This is a genomic window from Sphingobacterium sp. UBA5996 (genome assembly GCF_002429765.1).
In the GTDB taxonomy this organism is placed as follows: domain Bacteria; phylum Bacteroidota; class Bacteroidia; order Sphingobacteriales; family Sphingobacteriaceae; genus Sphingobacterium.
Genome location: NZ_DJAS01000029.1, coordinates 124456 through 146548 on the forward strand (window position 1 = coordinate 124456; position 22093 = coordinate 146548).

General features: G+C 40.3%; 16 protein-coding genes. 5 read left to right on the forward strand and 11 right to left on the reverse strand.

Going from position 1 to position 22093, the window contains the following annotated elements; all coding sequences use genetic code 11:
• Nucleotides 1-4: 4 nt before the first annotated feature.
• From B3E00_RS20850 to B3E00_RS20865, 4 genes are read right to left on the reverse strand one after another with little or no spacing between them, the layout of a single operon-like run.
• Complete coding sequence (locus B3E00_RS20850; RefSeq protein ID WP_293883215.1) at nt 5-1921, reverse strand: fumarate reductase/succinate dehydrogenase flavoprotein subunit; 1917 nt, start codon at nt 1919-1921, stop codon at nt 5-7.
• Nucleotides 1922-1933: 12 nt separating this feature from the next.
• A complete protein-coding gene (locus tag B3E00_RS20855; RefSeq protein ID WP_209579484.1) occupies nt 1934-2590 on the reverse strand; it encodes a succinate dehydrogenase cytochrome b subunit in 657 nt (218 codons plus the stop codon).
• A gap of 15 nt (nt 2591-2605) precedes the next feature.
• Nucleotides 2606-4036, reverse strand: coding sequence for an anion permease (locus B3E00_RS20860; protein WP_293939914.1), 1431 nt, complete (start codon nt 4034-4036; stop codon nt 2606-2608).
• A 20-nt stretch (nt 4037-4056) separates the two neighbouring features.
• Nucleotides 4057-5220 (reverse strand): porin, encoded by a 1164-nt coding sequence (locus tag B3E00_RS20865; RefSeq protein ID WP_293883210.1) that lies wholly within the window; start codon nt 5218-5220, stop codon nt 4057-4059.
• A gap of 313 nt (nt 5221-5533) precedes the next feature.
• Here B3E00_RS20865 and B3E00_RS20870 point away from each other — a divergent pair, with 313 nt between their 5' ends.
• A complete protein-coding gene (locus tag B3E00_RS20870; protein WP_293883208.1) occupies nt 5534-6925 on the forward strand; it encodes a hypothetical protein in 1392 nt (463 codons plus the stop codon).
• A gap of 99 nt (nt 6926-7024) precedes the next feature.
• Nucleotides 7025-8059: a glutaminase A gene (gene glsA, locus B3E00_RS20875; protein ID WP_293883206.1), complete on the forward strand. Its 1035-nt coding sequence runs from the start codon at nt 7025-7027 to the stop codon at nt 8057-8059.
• Nucleotides 8060-8167: 108 nt separating this feature from the next.
• Here glsA and B3E00_RS20880 read toward each other — a convergent pair whose 3' ends face one another.
• From B3E00_RS20880 to B3E00_RS20910, 7 genes are all read right to left on the reverse strand, one after another.
• Complete coding sequence (locus tag B3E00_RS20880) at nt 8168-9607, reverse strand: TolC family protein (protein WP_293883205.1); 1440 nt, start codon at nt 9605-9607, stop codon at nt 8168-8170.
• Nucleotides 9600-12764: an efflux RND transporter permease subunit gene (locus B3E00_RS20885; protein WP_293883203.1), complete on the reverse strand. Its 3165-nt coding sequence runs from the start codon at nt 12762-12764 to the stop codon at nt 9600-9602. Before B3E00_RS20885 ends, B3E00_RS20880 begins: the two co-directional genes overlap by 8 nt.
• 20 nt (nt 12765-12784) lie before the next feature.
• A complete protein-coding gene (locus B3E00_RS20890) occupies nt 12785-13867 on the reverse strand; it encodes an efflux RND transporter periplasmic adaptor subunit (protein ID WP_293883201.1) in 1083 nt (360 codons plus the stop codon).
• Between the two features lie 176 nt (nt 13868-14043).
• The gene (locus B3E00_RS20895) at nt 14044-14445 is read right to left on the reverse strand and encodes a hypothetical protein (protein ID WP_293939915.1); all 402 of its coding nucleotides are present in this window, start codon (nt 14443-14445) and stop codon (nt 14044-14046) included.
• 84 nt (nt 14446-14529) lie between these two features.
• Complete coding sequence (locus tag B3E00_RS20900) at nt 14530-15744, reverse strand: DUF763 domain-containing protein (protein WP_293883199.1); 1215 nt, start codon at nt 15742-15744, stop codon at nt 14530-14532.
• A 156-nt stretch (nt 15745-15900) separates the two neighbouring features.
• Nucleotides 15901-16551: a hypothetical protein gene (locus B3E00_RS20905; RefSeq protein WP_293883197.1), complete on the reverse strand. Its 651-nt coding sequence runs from the start codon at nt 16549-16551 to the stop codon at nt 15901-15903.
• A 93-nt stretch (nt 16552-16644) separates the two neighbouring features.
• A complete protein-coding gene (locus tag B3E00_RS20910) occupies nt 16645-19566 on the reverse strand; it encodes an FAD-binding and (Fe-S)-binding domain-containing protein (RefSeq protein WP_293883195.1) in 2922 nt (973 codons plus the stop codon).
• Nucleotides 19567-19777: 211 nt separating this feature from the next.
• Here B3E00_RS20910 and B3E00_RS20915 point away from each other — a divergent pair, with 211 nt between their 5' ends.
• The 3 genes from B3E00_RS20915 (at nt 19778) to B3E00_RS20925 (ending at nt 21993) form a co-directional block, all read left to right on the forward strand.
• Entirely contained in the window at nt 19778-20281 is a 504-nt protein-coding gene (locus B3E00_RS20915) for an FUSC family protein (RefSeq protein ID WP_209579463.1), read from the forward strand.
• 182 nt (nt 20282-20463) lie between these two features.
• Entirely contained in the window at nt 20464-20937 is a 474-nt protein-coding gene (locus B3E00_RS20920; RefSeq protein ID WP_209579461.1) for an Lrp/AsnC family transcriptional regulator, read from the forward strand.
• An 18-nt stretch (nt 20938-20955) separates the two neighbouring features.
• On the forward strand, nt 20956-21993 hold the full coding sequence (locus tag B3E00_RS20925) for an EamA family transporter (protein ID WP_293883192.1): 1038 nt from the start codon (nt 20956-20958) through the stop codon (nt 21991-21993).
• Nucleotides 21994-22093: the final 100 nt, after the last annotated feature.

The window sequence follows — 22093 nt, forward strand, 5'->3', positions numbered from 1 at the left end:
CGTTTTATTTGTAGCTTCTTACTGTCGGCTGTATTTCTTCAAAAGTCAAGGGCTCTTTGACTAATTCAGGTTGTTCACTTTCTCCCTTCCAAGACCATGCTGAAATAAATTGGTAATCCGCGTCATTGCGTAATGCTTCACCATCTGCTGTTTGGTATTCTTCCCTAAAATGTGCCCCACAGGATTCGTTCCTTGTCAACGCATCATAACACATCAGTTCGCCGATTTCAAAATAATCCGCTACTCGTCCAGCTTTCTCCAATTCAGTATTTAATGTACTAGCCACACCGCTAACAATGACCTCATTATAAAATTCCTGTTTGAGCTTTTGAATCTCCCCAATAGCATAGCGAAGGCCCTTTTCATTTCGTGACAGCCCACAGTAATCATAAAGTATTTTACCAAGTGTTTTATGAAAATAATCAACAGTTTTCCTACCTTTGATTTTCAAAAATCTATCAATTTGCTTCCTAACCTGTTCCTCTGCACGTACAAATTCAATATGATCTGTAGAAATTTTACCCGTATGGATATCGTTTGCCAGATAATTTGCAATCGTATAGGGTGCAATGAAATAGCCGTCCACAGAAGCTTGAAGTAAAGAATTAGCGCCAAGTCTATTGGCGCCATGGTCTGCAAAATTAGCTTCACCTAAGGCAAATAACCCTGTTAGACTTGTCATCAATTCATAATCCACCCATAATCCGCCCATGGAAAAATGTGCGGAAGGTGAGATCATCATCGGTTCTTTATAAGCATCATATCCGGTTATCTTTTCATACATATCAAATAGATTACCATACTTCTCTTGTATTTTCTGTTTTCCTTGTTCTCGAATAGCTTTCGCAAAATCAAGATAAACGGCATTTTTAAGTGGACCAATGCCAAAGCCGGCATCGATGCGTTCCTTCGCTGCCCGCGATGAAATATCCCTTGGCGCGAGATTGCCAAATGCAGGATAGCGCCGTTCCAAATAGTAATCCCTTTCTTCTTCGGGGATAGCGTTCGCGTCCCGTGTCTCACCCCTATGTAGTGGAACCCAAATCCTTCCATCGTTACGCAGAGACTCAGACATTAGTGTCAATTTAGATTGATAATCGCCAGACTGTGGCAACGATGTGGGATGAATCTGAATCCAGCTGGGCGAGGCCATTAACGCTCCTTTTTTATGCGCTCGCCAGATTGCAGAGCCGTTACAGCCCATTGCCAATGTAGATAGATAATAAATCTTCCCGTAGCCTCCAGTGGCCAATATAACGGTGTGTGCAGCATGTCGTTGTATTTCTCCGGTGTCAAGATTTCTAACAATAATACCGCGGGCCTTCCCATCAATAACAACAATATCGAGCATTTCGTGCCTAGAGAAAAGCTGTACGGCACCTTTACCCACTTGACGCATAAGCGCCTGATAAGCGCCCAAAAGAAGTTGTTGCCCAGTTTGACCTCTTGCATAGAATGTGCGGCTTACCTGAACACCTCCAAAAGATCGATTATTCAGATAACCTCCGTATTCACGGCCAAAGGGAACGCCCTGGGCTACCGCCTGGTCTATCAAATTGAGCGAACACTCGGCCATACGATAAACGTTGGCCTCACGGGCCCGAAAATCTCCCCCTTTGAGCGTATCAACAAACATGCGATAGACACTGTCCCCATCATTTTTGTAATTCTTCGCCGCATTTACGCCACCTTGAGCAGCCACGGAATGCGCCCTCCTTGGACTATCCTGAAAGCAAAAAGATTTTACTTGATAGCCCATTTCGCCAAGCGAAGCAGCTATCGAACTGCCCGCAAGTCCAGTACCCACAACGATAACATCCAGCTTTTTACGATTCGCAGGATTAACAAGCTTGGCAGTTTTTTTATAGAGCGTCCATTTCTGATCCAATGGTCCACCCGGAATTTTTGAATTTAATGCCATGAATTCCCTTCCTTATTTTACTGTAAAAAATATATAAATAGGCATCAATGCAAAACCAATGCTGATGATGACAGAATAGCTGATACCGATGATCTTAAACCATTTAACAAATTTGGGGTGGAATACACCTAAGGTTCGAATCGCACTATGAATCCCATGAATAAGATGATAGCAGAGAGCAGCCATGGAGAATACGTAAATAACCACATACCACCATTGCTTAAACACCTCTACGACGAGTATGTACAAATCTTTATTGCCCCGATCATCAAGTGGTGGAGCACCAAATTTGTACACATACCAAAAATTTTGAAAATGAATAACCAAAAAGATCAGTATAAGGGTTCCAAGAATTCCCATATTGCGCGAATACCACTTGCTCGCCCGCCCACGGCGATCGGACACATAATTTGCTCCAGCCCTTTTATTATGTAATGTGATCATTAACCCGTCCAAAGCATGTAAAATAATGCTTAGATAAAGTAAATAAGAAATCAATTTAATCAAGATATTGCCTGAAAGAAAATGTGAGTAAGCATTAAATTGTAAATGCGCTTGTTCCTGAGGCAAGAAGAGCTGCAAGTTTCCCAAAAAGTGAATCAGTAAAAAGAATACTAAAAACAATCCCGTCAGACACATGAGCATCTTTTTAGCTAAAGTAGATAACATAATAAGATCTTAATTTTAATAATAACCTATAACTTTCATCCAAAGTCCACCTACCACCATATAAATCACCAACAATACAATGCCTATTTCAATTCCCCGCAGCCACCAGGATTTTAAATCTACATAACCACTTCCAAAGAACACAGGTGCGGGGCCATGTCCGTAATGCGTTAAGACACCATAGATAGAACCCAGAAATCCGAGCATCATTGCCAGTAACATCGGTGGAATACCTAGTGAAATGCCAACGCCAAGCAAAGCAGCATACATCGCCGCTACATGGGCGGTAGCACTGGCAAAAATGTAATGACTAAAGAAATAAACAAGAATAATGACAGGAAAAGCAATTTGCCAACTTAAATCACCAATCTGTACTTTAATTAAATCACTAAACCAGCCAATGAAACCAAGTTCATTTAAAGAACTAGCCATCATCACTAAGACAGCAAACCAAACAATTGTATCCCAAGCACCTTTTTCGGCGTTGACGTCCTCCCAAGTCAATACAGAAGTTAGCAATAGAAGCGTCAATCCTATGAAAGCAGTTGTTGTAGCGTCTATTGAAAAGGAGCCACCAAAAATCCAGAATGCCAATAAAATAAAGAATGCCAGCAGCATTAACCATTCGTTTTTGGAAATTGGGCCCATCTCCTTCAGTTTTTGTGCAGCCATTCTAGGAGCGTCACCTGTTTTTTTTAATTCAGGTGGATATAACTTATAAAGAACAAGCGGTACAATAAAAAAAGCAACGATACCAGGAACAAACCCTGCAACTGCCCAAGACATCCAAGTAATGTCTATTCCGAGATTTGCAGCAAATTTTTGACACATTGGATTACTGGCAGTGCCTGTCAAAAACATGGAAGATGCGATCAGATTCATGTAATAACTGTTTAAAGTTAAATAAGATCCTAATTTTCGATGTGTCTCTGGCTTGTCAGGAACTGAATCAAAACTAATCGCCATAGATTTCATAATTGGATAGATAATTCCTCCACCACGAGCAGTATTGCTCGGGATAGCCGGAGCCAGACAGACATCTGCTAAACCCAATCCATAAGCCAGTCCCAGCGAACTCTTTCCAAAAACACGAATGAAAAGAAAAGCAATCCTATTGCCCAGACCAGTTTTGATAAAGCCACGCGCGATAAAAAAAGAGATTCCTATCAGCCAGATAACTTTGTCGCCAAATCCAGTCAAAGCTTTAGTAATGGACTTACCCGCATCTCCAGGAGCCAAGACTTGAGTGAGTGCCGTAAACGCAATAGCCATCATACACATAGTCCCCATAGGCGCAGCTTTCAGAATGATACCGAGAATAGTGGCGGCAAAAATTGCAAATAAATGCCAAGCTTCTGGACGGACGCCTTTCGGTATTGGGATAAACCATAAAATGAGTGCTACCAGAATAGTAATGGCAACATTTTTAATACTGATTTCTTTCATGTTACATGTAGTTTAATTGGTTAGAATCGACTCTGTACTTGAACGATAAATAAGTTTTTATTGAACTCAGAAGTATTCACAGTTTGCTTTTTATATCGGTCCAATTGCACCCCCAACTGTATCCTTGCCCCATAATTCTTTAAAAACTCTAACCCAAACATTGGCGTGTATGTTTGGTGTGCATTTGCGTGAAGCTTATAATTAGGATCAATGTATTCGTAACGACAAGATAGCTCGAAAGCACTTAAATTGAAATAATTCACTTCGTACCTCAAATTTGGAAGAAAATAAATTCCTCGAACTAAGTAATCACTCAATTTAGAGCTACGAGTATTTTCATTCAACGAATAATACAAATTATGATTAATTGCTTGTTTTGCCTCTAATTGCATATCCAGATTCCAGCGTTTAGCTAAGTTCACATGACCAGTCAAATCGACTCCAAATGCATGTACTTGCCGCTTCATGACTTCACCAATCCCCCCATTAATCCCCAGGTTGAAACCATACCTCTTCGAAAGTCCAAAGGCCAATCTAGTAGCATACTGTTTACCGTTATCCATATCAACCACCTGATTCTTTCCATTTCCATTCACGACAGACAAAGAATAACTAAAAGGAACCTCACCGAGATTGGTCTCCCCCGTTGCAGAGATACCTATTTGAAAACTGGCCCAGCCCAGTTTGCCGAATTCGAGATACTGATTTGACCAGTCTAAAGATTTGATAACGTCGATGGGATAGGTTTCCTCAATACCAAACCACGGCCGAAACTGCCCCACAGTAATGGCCAGTTTTGGACTAAAAGTATATTTCAAATAAGCATTTTCAAGTACTTTTGTTTTTGGATCGCTTTTAAAATCGGCAAGATTAGCCAAAACAGCAACCTCAGTGCGCTTACTAATTTGAGCACGCATTTGCACGCGCATATACTTCACCATAAAGTTATTATCGGTGCCCGTCCCGTCACTGTGATGCAGTCCATTGACATCCACATCTTTTGTTCCACTCACAAGATATCTCGCCTGAAATAAACCTTTGATCTGAAGCTTGGGATAAATTACATTATCTTTCACTTCCTTAATAGAATCTACTTTGCTCTGCTGTACCGCCAATACTTGCCCTTTAACTAGGTTACATAATAGCAAGCATGCAATAAGGATTGGAATATAGGGTCTCTTCATACCAAAATAAATGAACTTAACCAGTAGTCAGCACCACTTTTGCTGTTAATAATATTATTTCTTTGTGTTAGTCTTATAGAGACAACACAAAGCTTTAGAAAATGTTTTCTTATTTAATGAATTAATAATGGTAAGAAAATCAATCGAATCAGCATGTATTAAAACTTAAATTACAAGTTTTTATGTAATTTCACGGCACGCATCACACCAGGATAATTTTAAATCTGCAGATTCAGCTAATTATAAGTCTTTTGACGTACTTTTCATAGTCTGCATACGTTATGCGATGAAACTCTTAGAATAAATAAATATTATGAAGGAAAAATTAATTAGGAATTGTACTATCGCACCATTACTTCTTATCATTACCTGTTTATCATTGCAGGTAGCTCATGCAGCTGACAAAGAAAAACCAGCGATGTTTTGGACGTGGTTAGATTATAATGTAAATACAAACTTCGATTCCATTTGTCAGGAAATGAACTATCTAGGAATCGATGGTGTAATGTTAAATGCTGCGAGTCCGGACGAATATCGCGTAGCAATTCCAATTGCAAAAAAATACGGCATCCAAGTCATCGCATGGCTTTGGACAATGAACTTAGAACACGACAGAGACAAAGTGCTACAAGAGCACCCCGATTGGTTTAGCGTCAATCGTAATGGAAAAAGTTTGGCCGATACAACGGCATATGTGAGTTATTATAAGTTCCTGTCGCCTGTTGTTCCCGGCGTGAAGGAATACATTCGACAGAAAATTGAATCTTATTGTGAAGTTGAAGGACTTGCCGGTATCTCCATTGATTACAATCGCTATGTAGATGTTGTCCTTCCAACGACACTTTGGCCAAAATACAATATTGTACAGGATCGTGAATATCCAGCTTGGGATTACGGCTATCACCCGATCGCGATAGAAAAGTTTAAAAAACAGTATGGCTATGACCCTAGAGCACAAAAAGATCCATCAAATGATTTAAAATGGCGCCAATTTCGTTGTGACCAGATCACCGAGATAGCCAATATGATTGCTAAGATTGTCCATTCCCATGGTAAAATCATGGCTGCATCCCCTTTCCCAACACCAAAAATGGCTGCACGCATGGTACGTCAAGACTGGGGAAAGTGGAATTTAGATCTAGTTTTTCCAATGGTGTATAGCAATTTCTATACGGAAGACTCAAGCTTTATTAGCGATTGTACGGTAGAAAATTTACGTGATAAGGGCGACAATACAACATTGTATTGTGGGCTGATGGCCAAAAATGATGCAGAAATACTGAGCGATATGGATGAGGCGTTGAACAATGGTGCGCAAGGAATCTCTATCTTCACTATCCACAACTTAAAAGATCCTGAGATCAAGAGAAAATTTAGCACTTATACGGCCGCTGCAAAAGCAAGAAAAGCGCAAAATCATGGAACACTAATGCACTCTACAAATGTAAAAATTGAAAATAATCCGTTCAAAAAAGAAGGAATAATGAAGTTAGTAAATCAAAAGATACAAGACTTAGTTCGTTCTGAAAACCCCGCAGCACGCCAGATCGTGTTATCAAAATATAAGAAAATTGATGCTTACGATGTCACGAGAAAATACCTCGTAACGGATAAGATAAGTAAAAAGAGCTTTTATGTGACTTTCTTTTTCTATGGAGAAATACTCTCTGGCTGGAATGTAGACCCCGTGCCAAGTACTGTCTAATTATCCAATATATTAAAAGATGCTAAAATTACATATTTCAGCATCTTTTAATTTTTCATGCACTGTTCCCTATCTTTGAAATGGACAAATAATTTAAAAATGAGAAAAAATTTCAGATTAATAGCCTGCATAATCGGTCTGATATCTTGCGGATCAGTCCCGGTATCCTTTGCTCAAAATAACACTAAAATTCAGTCGGATACGAATAAAAGTACAAAAATTGATAAGCCACTATTGGAAAAAATATGGACTACAAATAAAATGTCATTCAGTGCAGGAAAAGTTGCTAATTACATTCCTGAATTAGGTAAAGCCAATGCAGCATCCTCAGCCCTTTCCGTTGTAAATAGCGATGGAACAATAGTGAATGTCGGTGATGTAAAACAGAGATTTACCATGCAGAGCATTTCAAAAATTGTTTCATTGATGGTTGCCGTATTAGATAATAGTGAACAGGATATTTTTAATAAGATGGGTTACTACGGCACAGAAAAGCCTTTCAATCACTTTGCTAATCTGGAAACTACGGGCAAGCCCCTCAATCCAATGATGAATGCTGGAGCTATTCTAACAACATCACTTATTAAAGGGAAAGGTGAAGAACCCTTTATTAAAATACTTGATATGATTCGATTTATAACCAACAATGAAGCTATTAATTACAGTAAATCTGTATATAACTCGGAAAGGGAAACTGGTCATCGAAACAGAGGCATGTTTTATATCATGCGCAGCAACGGACTTATTGAAACTGAGGGTGAAGACAAACTCAACAATTATTTTAAGCAGTGCTCAATTGAGGTAACAGCTGAGGATCTGGCTAAAATAGGATTCTTTTTTGCCAATCATTGCATACGCTATGATGGAAATAGAAAATACTACAATCCAAGCCTGTCCCAGCTTATCTTATCACAGATGCTTATTGCGGGAATGTATGAATTCAGCGGAGAGTACGCCAGAACTGTCGGTCTTCCTAGCAAATCGGGAGTTGGCGGCGGTATTGCAGTAAGTGTACCGAATAAAATGGGTATTGGTGCGTATAGTCCAGCACTGGATCAAAATGGCAACTCTGTTGCAGCATATCGTATGATATTGGATCTGGTGAAAGAAAAATCACTAAGTCTCTTTAATTAAATTTTTGTCTACCCTAGCAGACCAAGAATGTATTTAAGCATAGAGAAACACCACACGGTCACCATAAAAAAAGAACCCCGCCTAGCGGGGTCCATTCAAACAAACAACTTATTTCCAGCCTCCTCCCAAATCTTTATAGATATTGACAACAGCATTGAGCTGCTGCTTCTTTGCTTCTATCAATTCAAGCTTTGAATCCAGTACATCACGTTGTGTCATTAAAACCTCCATATAGTCTGCCCTCGCTGATTTAAATAGATCGTTGGACACGGTGACGGAATTATTAAGGACCTCAACTTGCTTTGTTTTGAAATCGTAGCTGCGACCAAGGTTTTCAATATTTGAAAGTTGAGTAGAGACTTCTAAGTAAGCATTCAGAATTGTTTTTTCGTAATTATAAACAGCCTGTATTTGTTTTGCGTTGGCCGTATTAAATTCTGCTTTAAGCCCATTTTTATTGATCAATGGTGCCGCAAGCTCCCCGATTAAATTGTATAAAACTGATTCCGGCATCTTGAACAAGTACGAAGGTTTAAATGCCTGTAAACCCAAAGCAGCCGAAATCTCCAGAGAGGGGTAAAACTCTTTCCGTGCAATACTTACATCCAATTTGGCTGCAGCGAGTTCATACTCTGCTTCTCGGATGTCAGGTCTATTGCTTAGGAGTTGGCTGGGTAAACCTGTCTGAACCTTCGCCGGGATCAAATCTACAAAACTACGTTGATCGCGCTTAATCTCCTGTGGAAAACGTCCCAGCAGAAAATTAATACGATTTTCTGTTTCCTTGATCTGTTGTCTAGTTTCAAACTCCATGCCCTTGGTTTTCAAAACCTCAGCCTCAAACTTTTGCACCGCAAGTTCAGTTACACGGGCTGCCTGTTTCTGCAGTCGGATTACCGCAAGCGCATTGTCCTGTAACTCAATATTCTGTTTGATAATAGTCAATTGATTGTCCAATGCCAATAATTCATAATACGAGCGGGCAACTTCAGCAATAAGACTACTCAATACAAAATTTTTCCCCTCTACTGTAGCAAGATAACGATTGAGCGCAGCTTGCTCGCCATCTTTTAGTTTTTTCCAAACGTCAATTTCCCAACTTGCGTACGCGCCAATAGTCAAATCTCCTAGCGGATCGGGCATTTCTTTTCCAGGCGCAATTTCTGTACTTGCATCACCGGCACCCTGGCTGGTATATCGTCCAACTTTTTCAACACCACCACCTGCACGTAGACCAACGGTAGGCTTTAATGCTCCTTTCCGTAACAAAATATCATTTTTTGCAATTGCCAACTCCTGCAAAGTAACATTCAACTCCTGATTATTTTTCAACGCTGTATCTATCAATACAACTAAATTTGGATCCGTAAAAAATTCACGCCACTTAACCGACGCTGTGTTCGTTGTATCTGATTTAACGACATCTATATACTGGTTAGGAACGAACTTATTCTCCTGTATTGATGTCGCTTTAGGGACTTTACATCCCGTCACTGCTGCTGAAAGCGAAAATGCAATGACCCATTTTATTTTGCTTCGATTAGTCATTATTATCAAGTTCTTCAGTTAATGGATTTTCATCTTCGTGTTTAATAAGCTTACGTTTGGAGGCAATGGTTCCGAAGATATAGTATAAGCCTGGTATCACCAAGATACCGAAAACGGTCCCAAACAACATACCCCCCGCAGCAGCTGTACCAATCGTACGGTTTCCTATCGCACCAGGCCCTGAAGCCATAACTAATGGAATCAGCCCTGCGATAAAAGCGAAAGATGTCATCAAAATTGGTCTAAACCTTACTTTTGCTCCGTCCAAGGCAGCTTCAATAATGCTCAATCCTTGCGAATGTCGTTGAGCAGCAAACTCAACAATCAAAACTGCATTCTTACCAAGTAGCCCGATAAGCATGACCAATGCGACCTGTGCATAAATATTATTTTCCAACCCCAATAGCTTCAACAGTAGAAATGCACCGAAGATTCCAATTGGTAAAGAAAGTAACACCGCAAAAGGCATTATAAAGCTCTCATATTGAGCAGAAAGAATTAAATAAACGAAGCCGAGACAGATCAAGAAGATGTAAATCGCCTGATTTCCACGCCCTACTTGATCCTTGGAGATACCAGCCCAGTCAATACCATAGCCGCGGGGTAAAGTTTTGGCCGCGACTTCATTAATCACTTGAATCGCTTCACCACTACTGTAGCCGGACGCGGCAGAGCCTGAAATTTCAGAGGCCAAATACATATTATGCCGCGTGATCTCAGAAAGACCGTATACCTTTTCCATATGCATAAATGCTGAAAATGGGACCATTTCATCCTTTTCATTCTTCACATACAGCTTTAAGATATCTTCTGGCAAGGCCCTATATTGTGGCAAAGCCTGAACCATAACTTTGTATTGACGGTCGTATTTGATAAAATTCGTTTCGTAGTTACTACCGACCAAAGTGGAGAGTGTATTCAGCGCATTATCGATCGTAACACCCTTTTGTTGCGCTAGATCATTGTCTATATGCAACATGTACTGTGGAAAACTCGCACTATAGAACGTAAATACGGATGATAATTCAGGCCTTTTGTTCAATTCACGTACAAAATCCTTACTTACCGTTTCCATTTTTTTGTAATCGCCAGAACCGGCTTTGTCCAGAAGACGAAGCTCAAATCCACCCGCAGCACCATAACCTGGTACAGCAGGCGGTTGGAAAAATTCGATGGATGCCCCTGGTATATTTTTGGCAGCGGCCTCCAGTTGCTCTATGATCTCCTGCGAGGATTCTTTGCGTTCTTCCCAGCTTTTCAAGTTGATCAAACAAGTACCTGTATTTGCCCCGGTTCCTTCAGTCAGGATTTCATAACCAGCCAACGAAGATACCGATTGCACACCATCAATGTCTTCAGCTTCTTTTTGCAATGTCTGGGCCGCTAGATTGGTCCGTTCCAATGTCGATCCTGGCGGCGTTTGAATAATAGCATAGATCATCCCCTGATCTTCATTGGGGATAAAACCTGCAGGAACAGCATTATTCAAAAAATATGCGCCAATACAAAAACCAATTAATACTAAAAATGTAAAAACGCGCTTATCCACTATGCCCTTCAACAAGTAAACATATTTGTTGGACATCTTATCGAACAATCTATTGAAAGAATCCAGAAATTTATCGATTATGGATTTCTTTCTTGGCTTGCCATGACTATTCTTCAGCATGATCGCACACAGCGCAGGCGTTAAAGTTAATGCAACAACACCGGACAAAATAATTGAAGTAGCCATGGTAATGGAAAACTGCCTATAGAATATTCCTACGGGGCCAGACATAAAGGCAACCGGGATAAAAACCGCCGCCATAAGGAATGTGATCGCAACAATGGCACCACTGATTTCATGCATCGCTTTTTTGGTCGCCTTATAGGCCGAAATATGAAGCTCTTCCATTTTAGCATGCACCGCTTCAATAACAACAATCGCATCATCCACAACCACACCTATGGCAAGCACCAGGGCAAATAAGGTGATCAAGTTGATTGTAATTCCAAAAAACTGCATGAATAAAAATGATCCGACCAAGGAAACTGGCACTGCAATGGTTGGAATCAACGTGGAGCGCCAGTCGCCCAAGAAAAGGAAAACGACAATAGCGACAAGCACAAATGCTTCCAATAACGTATGAACTACTTTTTCCATGGATGCATCCAAAAACTTGGAAACGTCGTAACTAATTTCATAATCGAGTCCCTTCGGAAAAGATGCCTTCAACTCTTTCATTTTGCTTTTTACATCTTGAATGACCTGGGAGGCGTTACTTCCATAAGATTGTTTCAAGACAATCGCCGCAGATGGCTTTCCGTTCAGTGTTGAATAGATATCGTACATCGCCGAGCCAAATTTGATATCCGCAACGTCTTTTAAACGTAGCATTTCGCCATTTTCGCCCGCACGTAAAACGATATTTCCATAACCTTCAGTTGTGGTAAAGCGTCCTGGGTATTTCAATACATATTCGAAAGATTGGGAGGTCATACCGGACGATTCACCAGCTTTACCCGGTGAAGCTTCTAAACTCTGTTCGGATAAGGCTTTCATCACCTCTTCTGCAGAAATCTTGTAGGCTGTCATACGATCAGGTTTCAACCAAATACGCATCGCTAATTCGCGTGTTCCAAGAATATTTGCCACCCCGACACCGTCTACCCGACGTAATTCGGAGACAATATTCATGTCCGCATAGTTATACATAAAGTTTCCATCAAGCTCCTTGTCTTTACTATAGAGATTGATGTACATTAACATATTGGATTCTTCACGTGTAATCTTCACCCCTTCACGGACCACAATTGGCGGAAGCTTGTTAACCACAGAGGCTACGCGGTTCTGTACATTTAAAGAAGCCTGATTCGGATCCGTTCCTAGGTTGAATACGACCTGAATACTTGCTTCCCCGTCATTACCGGCATCGGAAGCCATGTATTTCATTCCAGGAACCCCATTGATCGCCCGTTCCAGCGGAATGATAACTGATTTAATCATCAATTCACCATTTGCTCCTGGGTACTCGGCAGTAATATTGACCTTCGGTGGCGATATCGAGGGGAATTGCGTTACAGGAAGCTGCACCATAGAAAGCACACCCAAAAACACAATGATCAGTGATATAACGATCGAAAGTACTGGTCTATTTATAAAACGACTAAACATAAGAATTTAAGTGTAAGGGTCTATTCTGTTTTTAATTTCAAATTGGAAATGGCATCTTTAGGTTGCACGAAGCTGTAACTGATCTTCTCATCTTCCTTCGCTTTCTGAATACCATCCAATAAAAATTTATCGTCTTTTTTAAGACCGCTCGTTACCACATACAGATCAGGTAAAGAGTTGCCAATGGTAATATGACGGGCTTTTAATTTGCCCTCCTTATCGATTACATACACATATTTACGGTCCTGCATTTCATAAGTTGCTTTCTGCGGAATAATTAAAACCTGTTTCAACGGGAAATTCATGACCACCTTGCCGCTCTCGCCATGTTTTAAAAGACGGTTTGGATTTGGAAACTTCGCTCTAAAAGCAATATTGCCGGTTTCACTATTAAATTCACTTTCTATCGTCTCCACCATACCGCTCTGCGAAAATAGCTCGTTATTAGCAAGCAGTAGACCAACGTGGGAATCTCCACGTTTACTTACATTCGTTTGATAGCTCAAATATTCTGGTTCGGAAACATTAAAATAAACCAACATCTCGCTATTGTCGGAAAGACTGGTTAATAATTCACCTTCATCCACCAAACTCCCCAGTTTCAACGGAATACGGTCGATAGTTCCGTCAAAAGGTGCTCTGATTTCTGTAAAGGAAAGATGCAATTTCGCAATCGCTGCCTCAGCCTTAGCCTGTTCAAGCTTTGCTTTAGCCATCGCTAATTCATTGGGCGATACGACGTTTTTATCGGCTAGCGTCTTTGTGTTTTGAACCTCAATTTCTGCTACATTAACTTCTGCCGATGATTTACGGTATTCTGCCTCATACATCTTCGGCATAATCCGAAAAAGTAGTTGCCCTTTGTGGACAAATTGTCCTTCGTCGACGAATATCTGTTCTAGATATCCTTTCTCTTGAGCCCTGAGCTCAATATTACGGAAAGATCTGATCTGAGAAACAAAATCCTTACGGATAGTGGTATCCATTTGCACAGGCGAGGTAGCAGTGAATTTCTCTTTTTCTTCCTTTTCTTCCTTTTTGGAAGTACACCCGATTTGGCATATGGTAATTGCCAAACTAGCGAGCATAAATACTCTTTTCATTTGTAAGCGTCTAATTAAAAAATAAGTTTGATTGTTTGTTGTGCCGGATGGTGAAATGACCTCTGCTCGGGCTAATGGTCGCTCAAACTTGCCTATAAGTGTGCAAATTGGATGCAACTAAAAGGAATATCCATCAGGATATCCACCAAAGCATACGAAATTTCGAAGGTTATGTATTAAATTCTCCAGTTTTGTTGAAGAACATATCTTTGAGGGAAAAGATAGACGATGAAATTGCAAAAAGGAATTTTCTTTGCAAACCGAAAAACAAAAATAAAAAGGACAATTGCAAAGAGCAGCAGCGAAACAAGTTGGGATGTGGCATGCAAATCTTTGGTCAATTGAAAATTTTCATAATCAAATTCCGCTATAACAGGGTTATCGTCGTGTATACTACCATACACAAGCGGGTCGATGTGATCAGCTGATGCGTCAATATACTGCTGTAAATCGGCGTGATTGTGCTGATGCATAAAACTAACGGCCGGCCGATCGGATTCAATGAGCACAGCATGGCTATTACTGCTTCTTATAACTAAGAAGCATAAGAAAAAGAATATGGTAATAACCGTTTTCATTGCGGAGCAAATATACTAGCGTATACACGAATTTATTGATCTTTAACAAATTTTAACAAAACAATTACAATTGGAAGATTCTTCCTAGAAAAGACTGAGTTGCAACCCCGGTGGATTCTTTCTCTGAGGCACTGCTTCCCCGTACACTGTCCTCCCACCGTATTTCCAGGAATCTCGCTTTTCTTCCGCGATAATTTGCTGAATATCAAACTGTGGCTCAAAATTTTTTTCACTATCCAACACCACCTGATGTAATTTGTGGACGGACTTCAATTTGTCTCCATGACCCAATTTAGATTTTTCAATGCCTTTTTTCAAAATCTGAATACTTTCATCGTAAATAGTTAATGGAACCGGAAATGGATGTCCATCCTTTCCCCCATGAGCAAACGAAAATCGAGCCGGATCTTTAAATCGGGCTGGTGCGCCATGAATTACTTCGCTGACTAAGGCTAATGATTGCAACGTACGGGGGCCAATCCCCTTTAAAAGAAGTAGATCTTCAAAATCAATTAGTGGACTTTCGCGAGCAACGTATAACATCGCGCCCAATCTTTTTAGATTGACATCCGATGCACGTACATCGTGATGAGATGGCATGACCAATTTAGCGAATTCTTGTATAACTTTAAACGAATCCTCTCCCACCAACGTCATAATACCCGCTCTATTTGCTGCCGCTTCAGCAGCCGTTAAATTGAGGATAATACCCTGTGAAGGACCGGTGATACCCGAATGCGGTTCCTCTACAAACGATTTGATCTTTTCAGAATGCCAATGGTAACGACGGGCAGTCCCATCTTTTTCATGCATACCTTGCTGCACGACTGACCAATTGCCATTATCTGCCACGACAAAATTATGTAAATACAATTGGTAACCGTCCTGAATGGCTGTGTTATCCACCTTCGCAACGAGCTTACTACTGCGAATCAAATCGTTACCATTTAATCCAATCCGATCAGAAACCTGAAGCAGTTCTTGTGGGGTTTGCATGGACAACTTCCCTTTTCCTCCGCAGATGTAGAGTCCCAATGACTTGGCGTCAGGATTAATGGCGCGTTTTAATGCACCCATAACAGCCGTTGTAATCCCCGAGGAATGCCAGTCCATGCCAAGAACAGCTCCAAAGCTTTGAAACCAAAAGGGATCAGCAAGCCTCCTTAAAACCTCATCCTTTCCATAATCCATGAGCATAACTTCCACGATTGAACGCCCTAGAGAAGCCATACGCTCGTAAAGCCACGCAGGTACTTTACCAAAATGCAATGGAAGGTCTGCAGTACCGGATTTCCTCATATTAAACTAAATTTATTAGCACAAATCTATCTCTTTTATTTTTAAAAAGCGAAAAAGGCTAAAATTTATCTAGCCTCTTCATTGTATGAGTAATGATACGTTGGCGACAACTATCGCTTCCTGCTCACCAGCATTACACCGTATATGACATTTGCACTACTTACCCGTTAGCGCCGACAATAATCCAACGCGGAACGAAGGATCCTTCTCCGAAAACTCAATAGAATGCTTGTAGGTATCAACGTTAAAGAAAAGTTCTGCCGGTTCAGCTTTCTTATTATCCAAGAATAATTTAAAGCTATAGGCCGTTTTTTTTGATAGGTCCGCATTCACCTTATTGGATGAAAATACATTCGGAAGAATCACATCCTTTGTAAAAGAATCAGTGGTCTGTGTCTGAAATAATTCACCTAAAGCTTTAATTAAATTATCAGACTGCGCACCTGACGACGAAATTCTAATTTTACCCTTTGTGAAACCAACATCATCACTGGGCTGACCATCTATGATACCGGCGGGAATAAAATCTACAACCTCAAACTTCGCTCCCACCGTATCCTGCTTGTAAAGAGATTTTGTAATATAGATACGACTTGAATCCGTTTTAACTTCATCAGTAATACGTAAGAAAAAATTCTTTTTCTCAGCTCCTGGAGCACCATTTGTAAACTGCTCGATTTTCACGCCATCAATTTTGTTCGCTGCTGTGGTATCGTTTCCATCAGTTTTCTTCTGATTGGAGTTTCCGCAACCAGCCATCAGCATCGTAGCGGTTGCAAGAAATGCTATAGATTGAATCTTGTACATAATGAATTGTTTGTTATCAGTTATCAATGATTATTGCTCTTATAATATTACCATTATTACAGATAACAAACAACTATTATCAATGTTTTTATTTTATTTCAATAAAGCATCATATAAAATTTCCACAGGATGATAAGATTTTCGTCCGACCCCATCTTTGATTTGATGTCTACAAGAGGTGCCTGCTGCGGCAATCAAGGTGTCGGCTTCCGTTTTCCGTACAGCTGGTAACAAAACCAGCTCGGCAACTTTCATTGAAACGTCATAATGCTCGGCCTCATAACCAAATGAACCCGCCATACCACAGCATCCAGAAGGAATTGTCTCTACGCTAAAATTCTTCGGAAATGACAATACCTGTTCCGTAACAGTAACCAGATGGAAAGCCTTTTGGTAACAGTGACCATGAAGCTTGATTTTTCTTGCTGTTGTTGTAAACTGTTCCGGGCGAATACGTCCTGCTTTCATCTCAGTCAGTAAAAATTCATCAATCATCAGCGCATTTTTAGCTATGTTTTGCGCCTCAATACGAATATCGTCATCCACCAGGCTTAAATATTCATCTCTAAACGTAATGATACCGGATGGTTCAACCCCTAAAAGCGGTGTTTCGTCGGTTATTAATCCTTTTAAAAAATGGATATTTTTATTGGCAATTTTCTTTGCTTCTTTCACAAAACCTTTAGAAAGGTAAGTCCGTCCACTTTGCACATGTTTTGGAATAATCACTTCATAGCCCAAGGCAATTAGTAATTTATACGCTGTAATACCGATTTCTGCATCATTATATTCGGTAAACTCATCCGAGAAAAGATATACCCTACGCTTGGCATCCCTAATAGGACCTTGTGTTTTTACCCACTGACTCAAGGTTGTTCCATTTACTGTAGGCAGCGAACGTTTAGGTGCAAACCCGACGGTTTTCTTGACCAAGCCAGACAGAAAATCATTTTTTACAACAAAATTATAAAGGGGTGCGACCCACGCCCCCAACTTCTGAGACTGTGTGAAATTAGCAATTAGTTTTGTTCTAAATCCAGCCCCATGTTCATCATAATAATGCTGTAAAAATTCTGCTTTCATTTTAGCCACGTCCACACTCGAAGGACATTCCGTTTTACAACCTTTGCAGCTCAAACACAGATCCATGACTTCTTTAATCTCTTCATGATCGAAACGGTTTTTCTTGGTGGAATTTGTTAAAAACTGTCTTAACATATTCGCTCGTGCGCGTGTCGTATCTTTTTCATCACGTGTAGCCATAAACGAAGGACACATTGTTCCACCAGTAATTTCAGTCTTCCGACAATCTCCCGAGCCTGAACACTTCTCTGCCAAACGAAGAATAGACTCCTCTTTAGAAAAATCGAAATAGGTTTTTATTTCTGTAAGGTTGCTATCATTATCATAACGGAGGTGAGAATCCATTGGCGGTGTGTTGACAATTTTATTTGCGTTAAAAACCCCCTTTGGATCAAAGATAAATTTAACTTCTTCAAGTAATTTGTAGACTTTATCGCCCAGCACCTTGCCAATAAACTCTCCGCGAAGACGACCGTCACCATGCTCGCCACTCAATGAGCCATTATATTTCAAAACTAGGTCACTGGTTTTTTCAAGGATAGAACGAAAAGTACGCTTCCCTGCTGGCGTTTTCAAATTTACGAATGGTTCAATATGCAATTCGCCTGCGCCAGCGTGCGCGTAGTATGACGCATGCACACCCTCTTCCACCAAAAGCTTTTGAATATCACTCACATAAGCAGGGAGATCTTCAGGCGACACCGCACAATCCTCAATCAAATTTACGGGCTGACTATCACCCGGTAAATTACGAATGAGCCCCAGTCCCGCTTTGCGTACATCCCAAACTAAATTCGTCTGCTCTATACCCGTAATATAGGGATAAGCATAACCTAGGCCACGTGCAACCAGGTCGGCTTTCAGCGCCATCGCTTTCGCTGCTGTTTCGGCCGCTGTATGCCCTCTAAACTCCACAATCAATAGCGCTTGCGGATCGCCCTCTATAAAAAAACGATTATACTTGTACGTTGGATGCCCAACCGTAAAATCCATGATGTATTTATCCACTAATTCTGAAGCTTCCGGCTTGTGCGCTAAAGCCACAACATTACCATGCATACATTCTACCATATCGGCGAAATGAACACAGAGCAAACCTAGTTCAGGAGGTGGCAAGGGCATTAACTTAAGTTTAGCCTCTGTAACGACAGCCAGCGTACCTTCAGAGCCCGCCAATAAATTACACATATTAAAAGGAGCCGAACGATCACTTAAAATATCCAGCGCGTAACCTGTATTTCTTCTTGTGATGGATCGCTTTGGATAGCCGGTTTCAATTGCGCTTAAATGCTGAGGATTGGTCAACAATGAATTCATATGACGATAAATATCCCCCTCGCGGCCAGTCAATAATAATTTATTAAAATAAGCCGCTTCATCTAAGGTTTCAAATGCCACCTCGGAGCAATCATCCAAGATTACATTTGCTGAAATCAAATTGTGCCGTGTATCGCCCCAGACGATCGAATGCAGGCCCGAAGAGTTATTACCAATCATTCCGCCTATCATGGCCCGACTCGCGGTTGAAGTTTCAGGACCAAACATCAGCCCAAAAGGCTTAAGATAGTTGTTTAAGTCATCGCGAATCACCCCCGGTTGAACTCGAACCCATTGCTCTTCAACATTAAGCTCAATAATACGGTTAAAATAACGGGAAATATCCATAATAATACCATGGCCGACTACCTGGCCTGCCAACGAAGTGCCGGCAGTACGTGGTATGATAGTAACCTTATTCTGTCGCGCAAAATCAATTAATTTTTTAATATCATCAATATCTGCGGGTATCGCTACGGCCAACGGTTTTTCCTGATAGACAGACGCATCGGTCGAATAGGCTAGCAACATCGTTTGGTCCTTAGTTTCATGGGTATAATAGAGCTCCCCTTTGAGTTGTGAAGCTAATGAGGCTAATTGATTCTGATCTTTCACTTAATCTGCATTTAAAGTATAAAACAAATCTAGTCAAATTTATGCATTGGTAAAAGAGAAGAATGCAAGAAATAACCAAATCAAAAGCAAAAAACGCACAAAAACGCAAACAGGAACATTTGCCATAAATGATGATTTTATTTCGTTCCTTCAAACAATGCTTGTATTTTTGTTGCACTACATCATTTAAATTAACGATTGATATTCTTATATGCGTAATCTATTCCTTCGCTATACGCTCCATTCAGATTTTATTATATATACGATTCGCGTACTAATTGGCTTCCTTATCGGTTATCCTTTATTTGTATCCTTTCCCCAATATTCTGTTTCTTGGACCCTTATCTCGATTATACTGGTGATTTCTCCACAAGAGAATGAATCAAAAAAAATAGCAATCGATCGGGCCAAATCCAATTTCATAGGATCCGCCATTGGACTGAGCTTATATTTTGTTCCGATCCAGCAACTTTACGCAATGGTAATCGGTATCCTGGCCTCGTTGATTACTTGTAAAGTACTCAACATTATAGCTGTAGCGAGGACATCCATGGTTGCGCTAATTATAGTTTATCTGCATGAACAGGAAAGCCGCTCCTACTTCGCTGCCTTAGATCGCTTTGGTTGTGTTTGTTTAGGTTGTTTAATCGGACTGAGCGTCATACTTTCAACAAGAAATATTATTTTGAAATTAAGAAAAAGATACATTTTTTAATCTTAAACTCTGCTCACTAAAAGACCATATATTTATTTTCAGGCCATTCACACATTCGATCAAATCAAAGCACCACCATATTCGAACAATATTCACTAAAACTAGCCAAACAACAGAATTATATTCATTGTTCATTATAATATTTTGAATTTTATACTTTATTACGTACCTTTGCGGTCGAAATGACAAAAGTAGAATATAATTTAGATCAGGTCGACTACAGAATCTTGCGGTTAATGCAGGACAATGGACGTATTAACAACGCCGATATCGCCAGAGAGCTGGGAATGGCGCCTTCTGCGATTCTAGAACGGGTTAAAAAGCTCGAGCAAAAAGAGGTAATTTTAAAATACAGTGCAAAGATCAATCCTGCAGCGGTCGATCAAAAACTTTTATCATTTATTTTCATAAAAGCCAATGATATCATTGGTGAACAAACAGTTGGGTTGGCACTTGCCGAAATTCCTGAAGTACAGGAAGTACATGACATTGCAGGTGATGATGGTTACCTGATTAAAGTGAGAACTGCAGATTCGACCGGATTAGTTGATCTGATGCGAAATACTTTAAGTAAAGTGGAAGGGATCATCTCCACCCGTACTACAATTGTACTTCAAACTGTTAAGGAAGATCAGCAGGTCGTCATACCTGAGTAATAGAAAGGAAGTTTAATCATGTTGCAAGGACAAAAAAAGGCCGCTAACCCGTTGATGGTTGTTGTCGCCTATATCATTATTTATGTTGTATGGGGATCCACCTTTTTCTTTATAGAAAAGGCACTACATAGTTTTCCACCATTTATTTTAGGTTCGTTTCGATTTGTTACAGCCAGCGCAATTCTAATGACATATTGCGCAATGAAAGGTTATAAATTGTTTAATAAGCGATCCGTTCAGGAAGCAGCAATTGTAGGATTTCTATTGCTTTTTGTCGATATGGCTGGGGTTATCTGGGCCGAACAATATGTTTCAGGTGGTGTTGCCGCCATTATTGCTGCAGCAGCAGCGATCTGGTTTATTTTATTGGATAAACCCAAATGGAAAGAAAATTTCAGCAGCGTTAGCACGGTTTTAGGTGTCGCGTTAGGCTTCTGTGGAGTGGTGATGTTATTCGCTGAACAGATTATGTCGACCAATGATAATACCGATGGAACACTTAAGGTGATCGCCCTATCTGTTTTAGTATTAGGTTCTATCGCTTGGACCGTAGGGTCTCTAATTTCCAAATATTTCAAAAAATCTGAGAAACAAGAGGAAGAGGATTTACATGTCATGGTGAAGACCGCTTGGCAAATGGTTACTGCAGGTATACTCTTTAATATCACCGCCCTTTTCACCGGTGAGTATACAACATTTACGCTAAGTAGCGTGGCACCGGTGGACTGGTTCAATTTGGGCTACCTAATTACTTTTGGCTCAATCCTCGCCTTTAGCTCCTATATTTGGTTACTACAGGTTCGCCCCGCAATGGAAGTTAGTACGTATGCCTATGTGAATCCAATCATTGCACTTATTTTAAGTCATTTTTTCACTTCGCATGTAGTGACCTCATTGCAGATTTTCGGACTAGCTGTGATCTTATTTTCAGTCTTGTTAATGAACTGGAAAGCGTATCGAGCCAAACTGTCCGCGCGTAGCAAAAGTAGAAAAGTTCTCCAAACAGAGAATAAGTTGGATACCAACCCTATCGCTGAGTCGGAATTAGTACACTAGGTTGTTATTTTTCCTAATTATATGGACAAAGCTTAACATACGATGTTAAGCTTTTGTTGTTTTTAAAAATTAGCTAACATTGGATAAGATTTGTTCATAT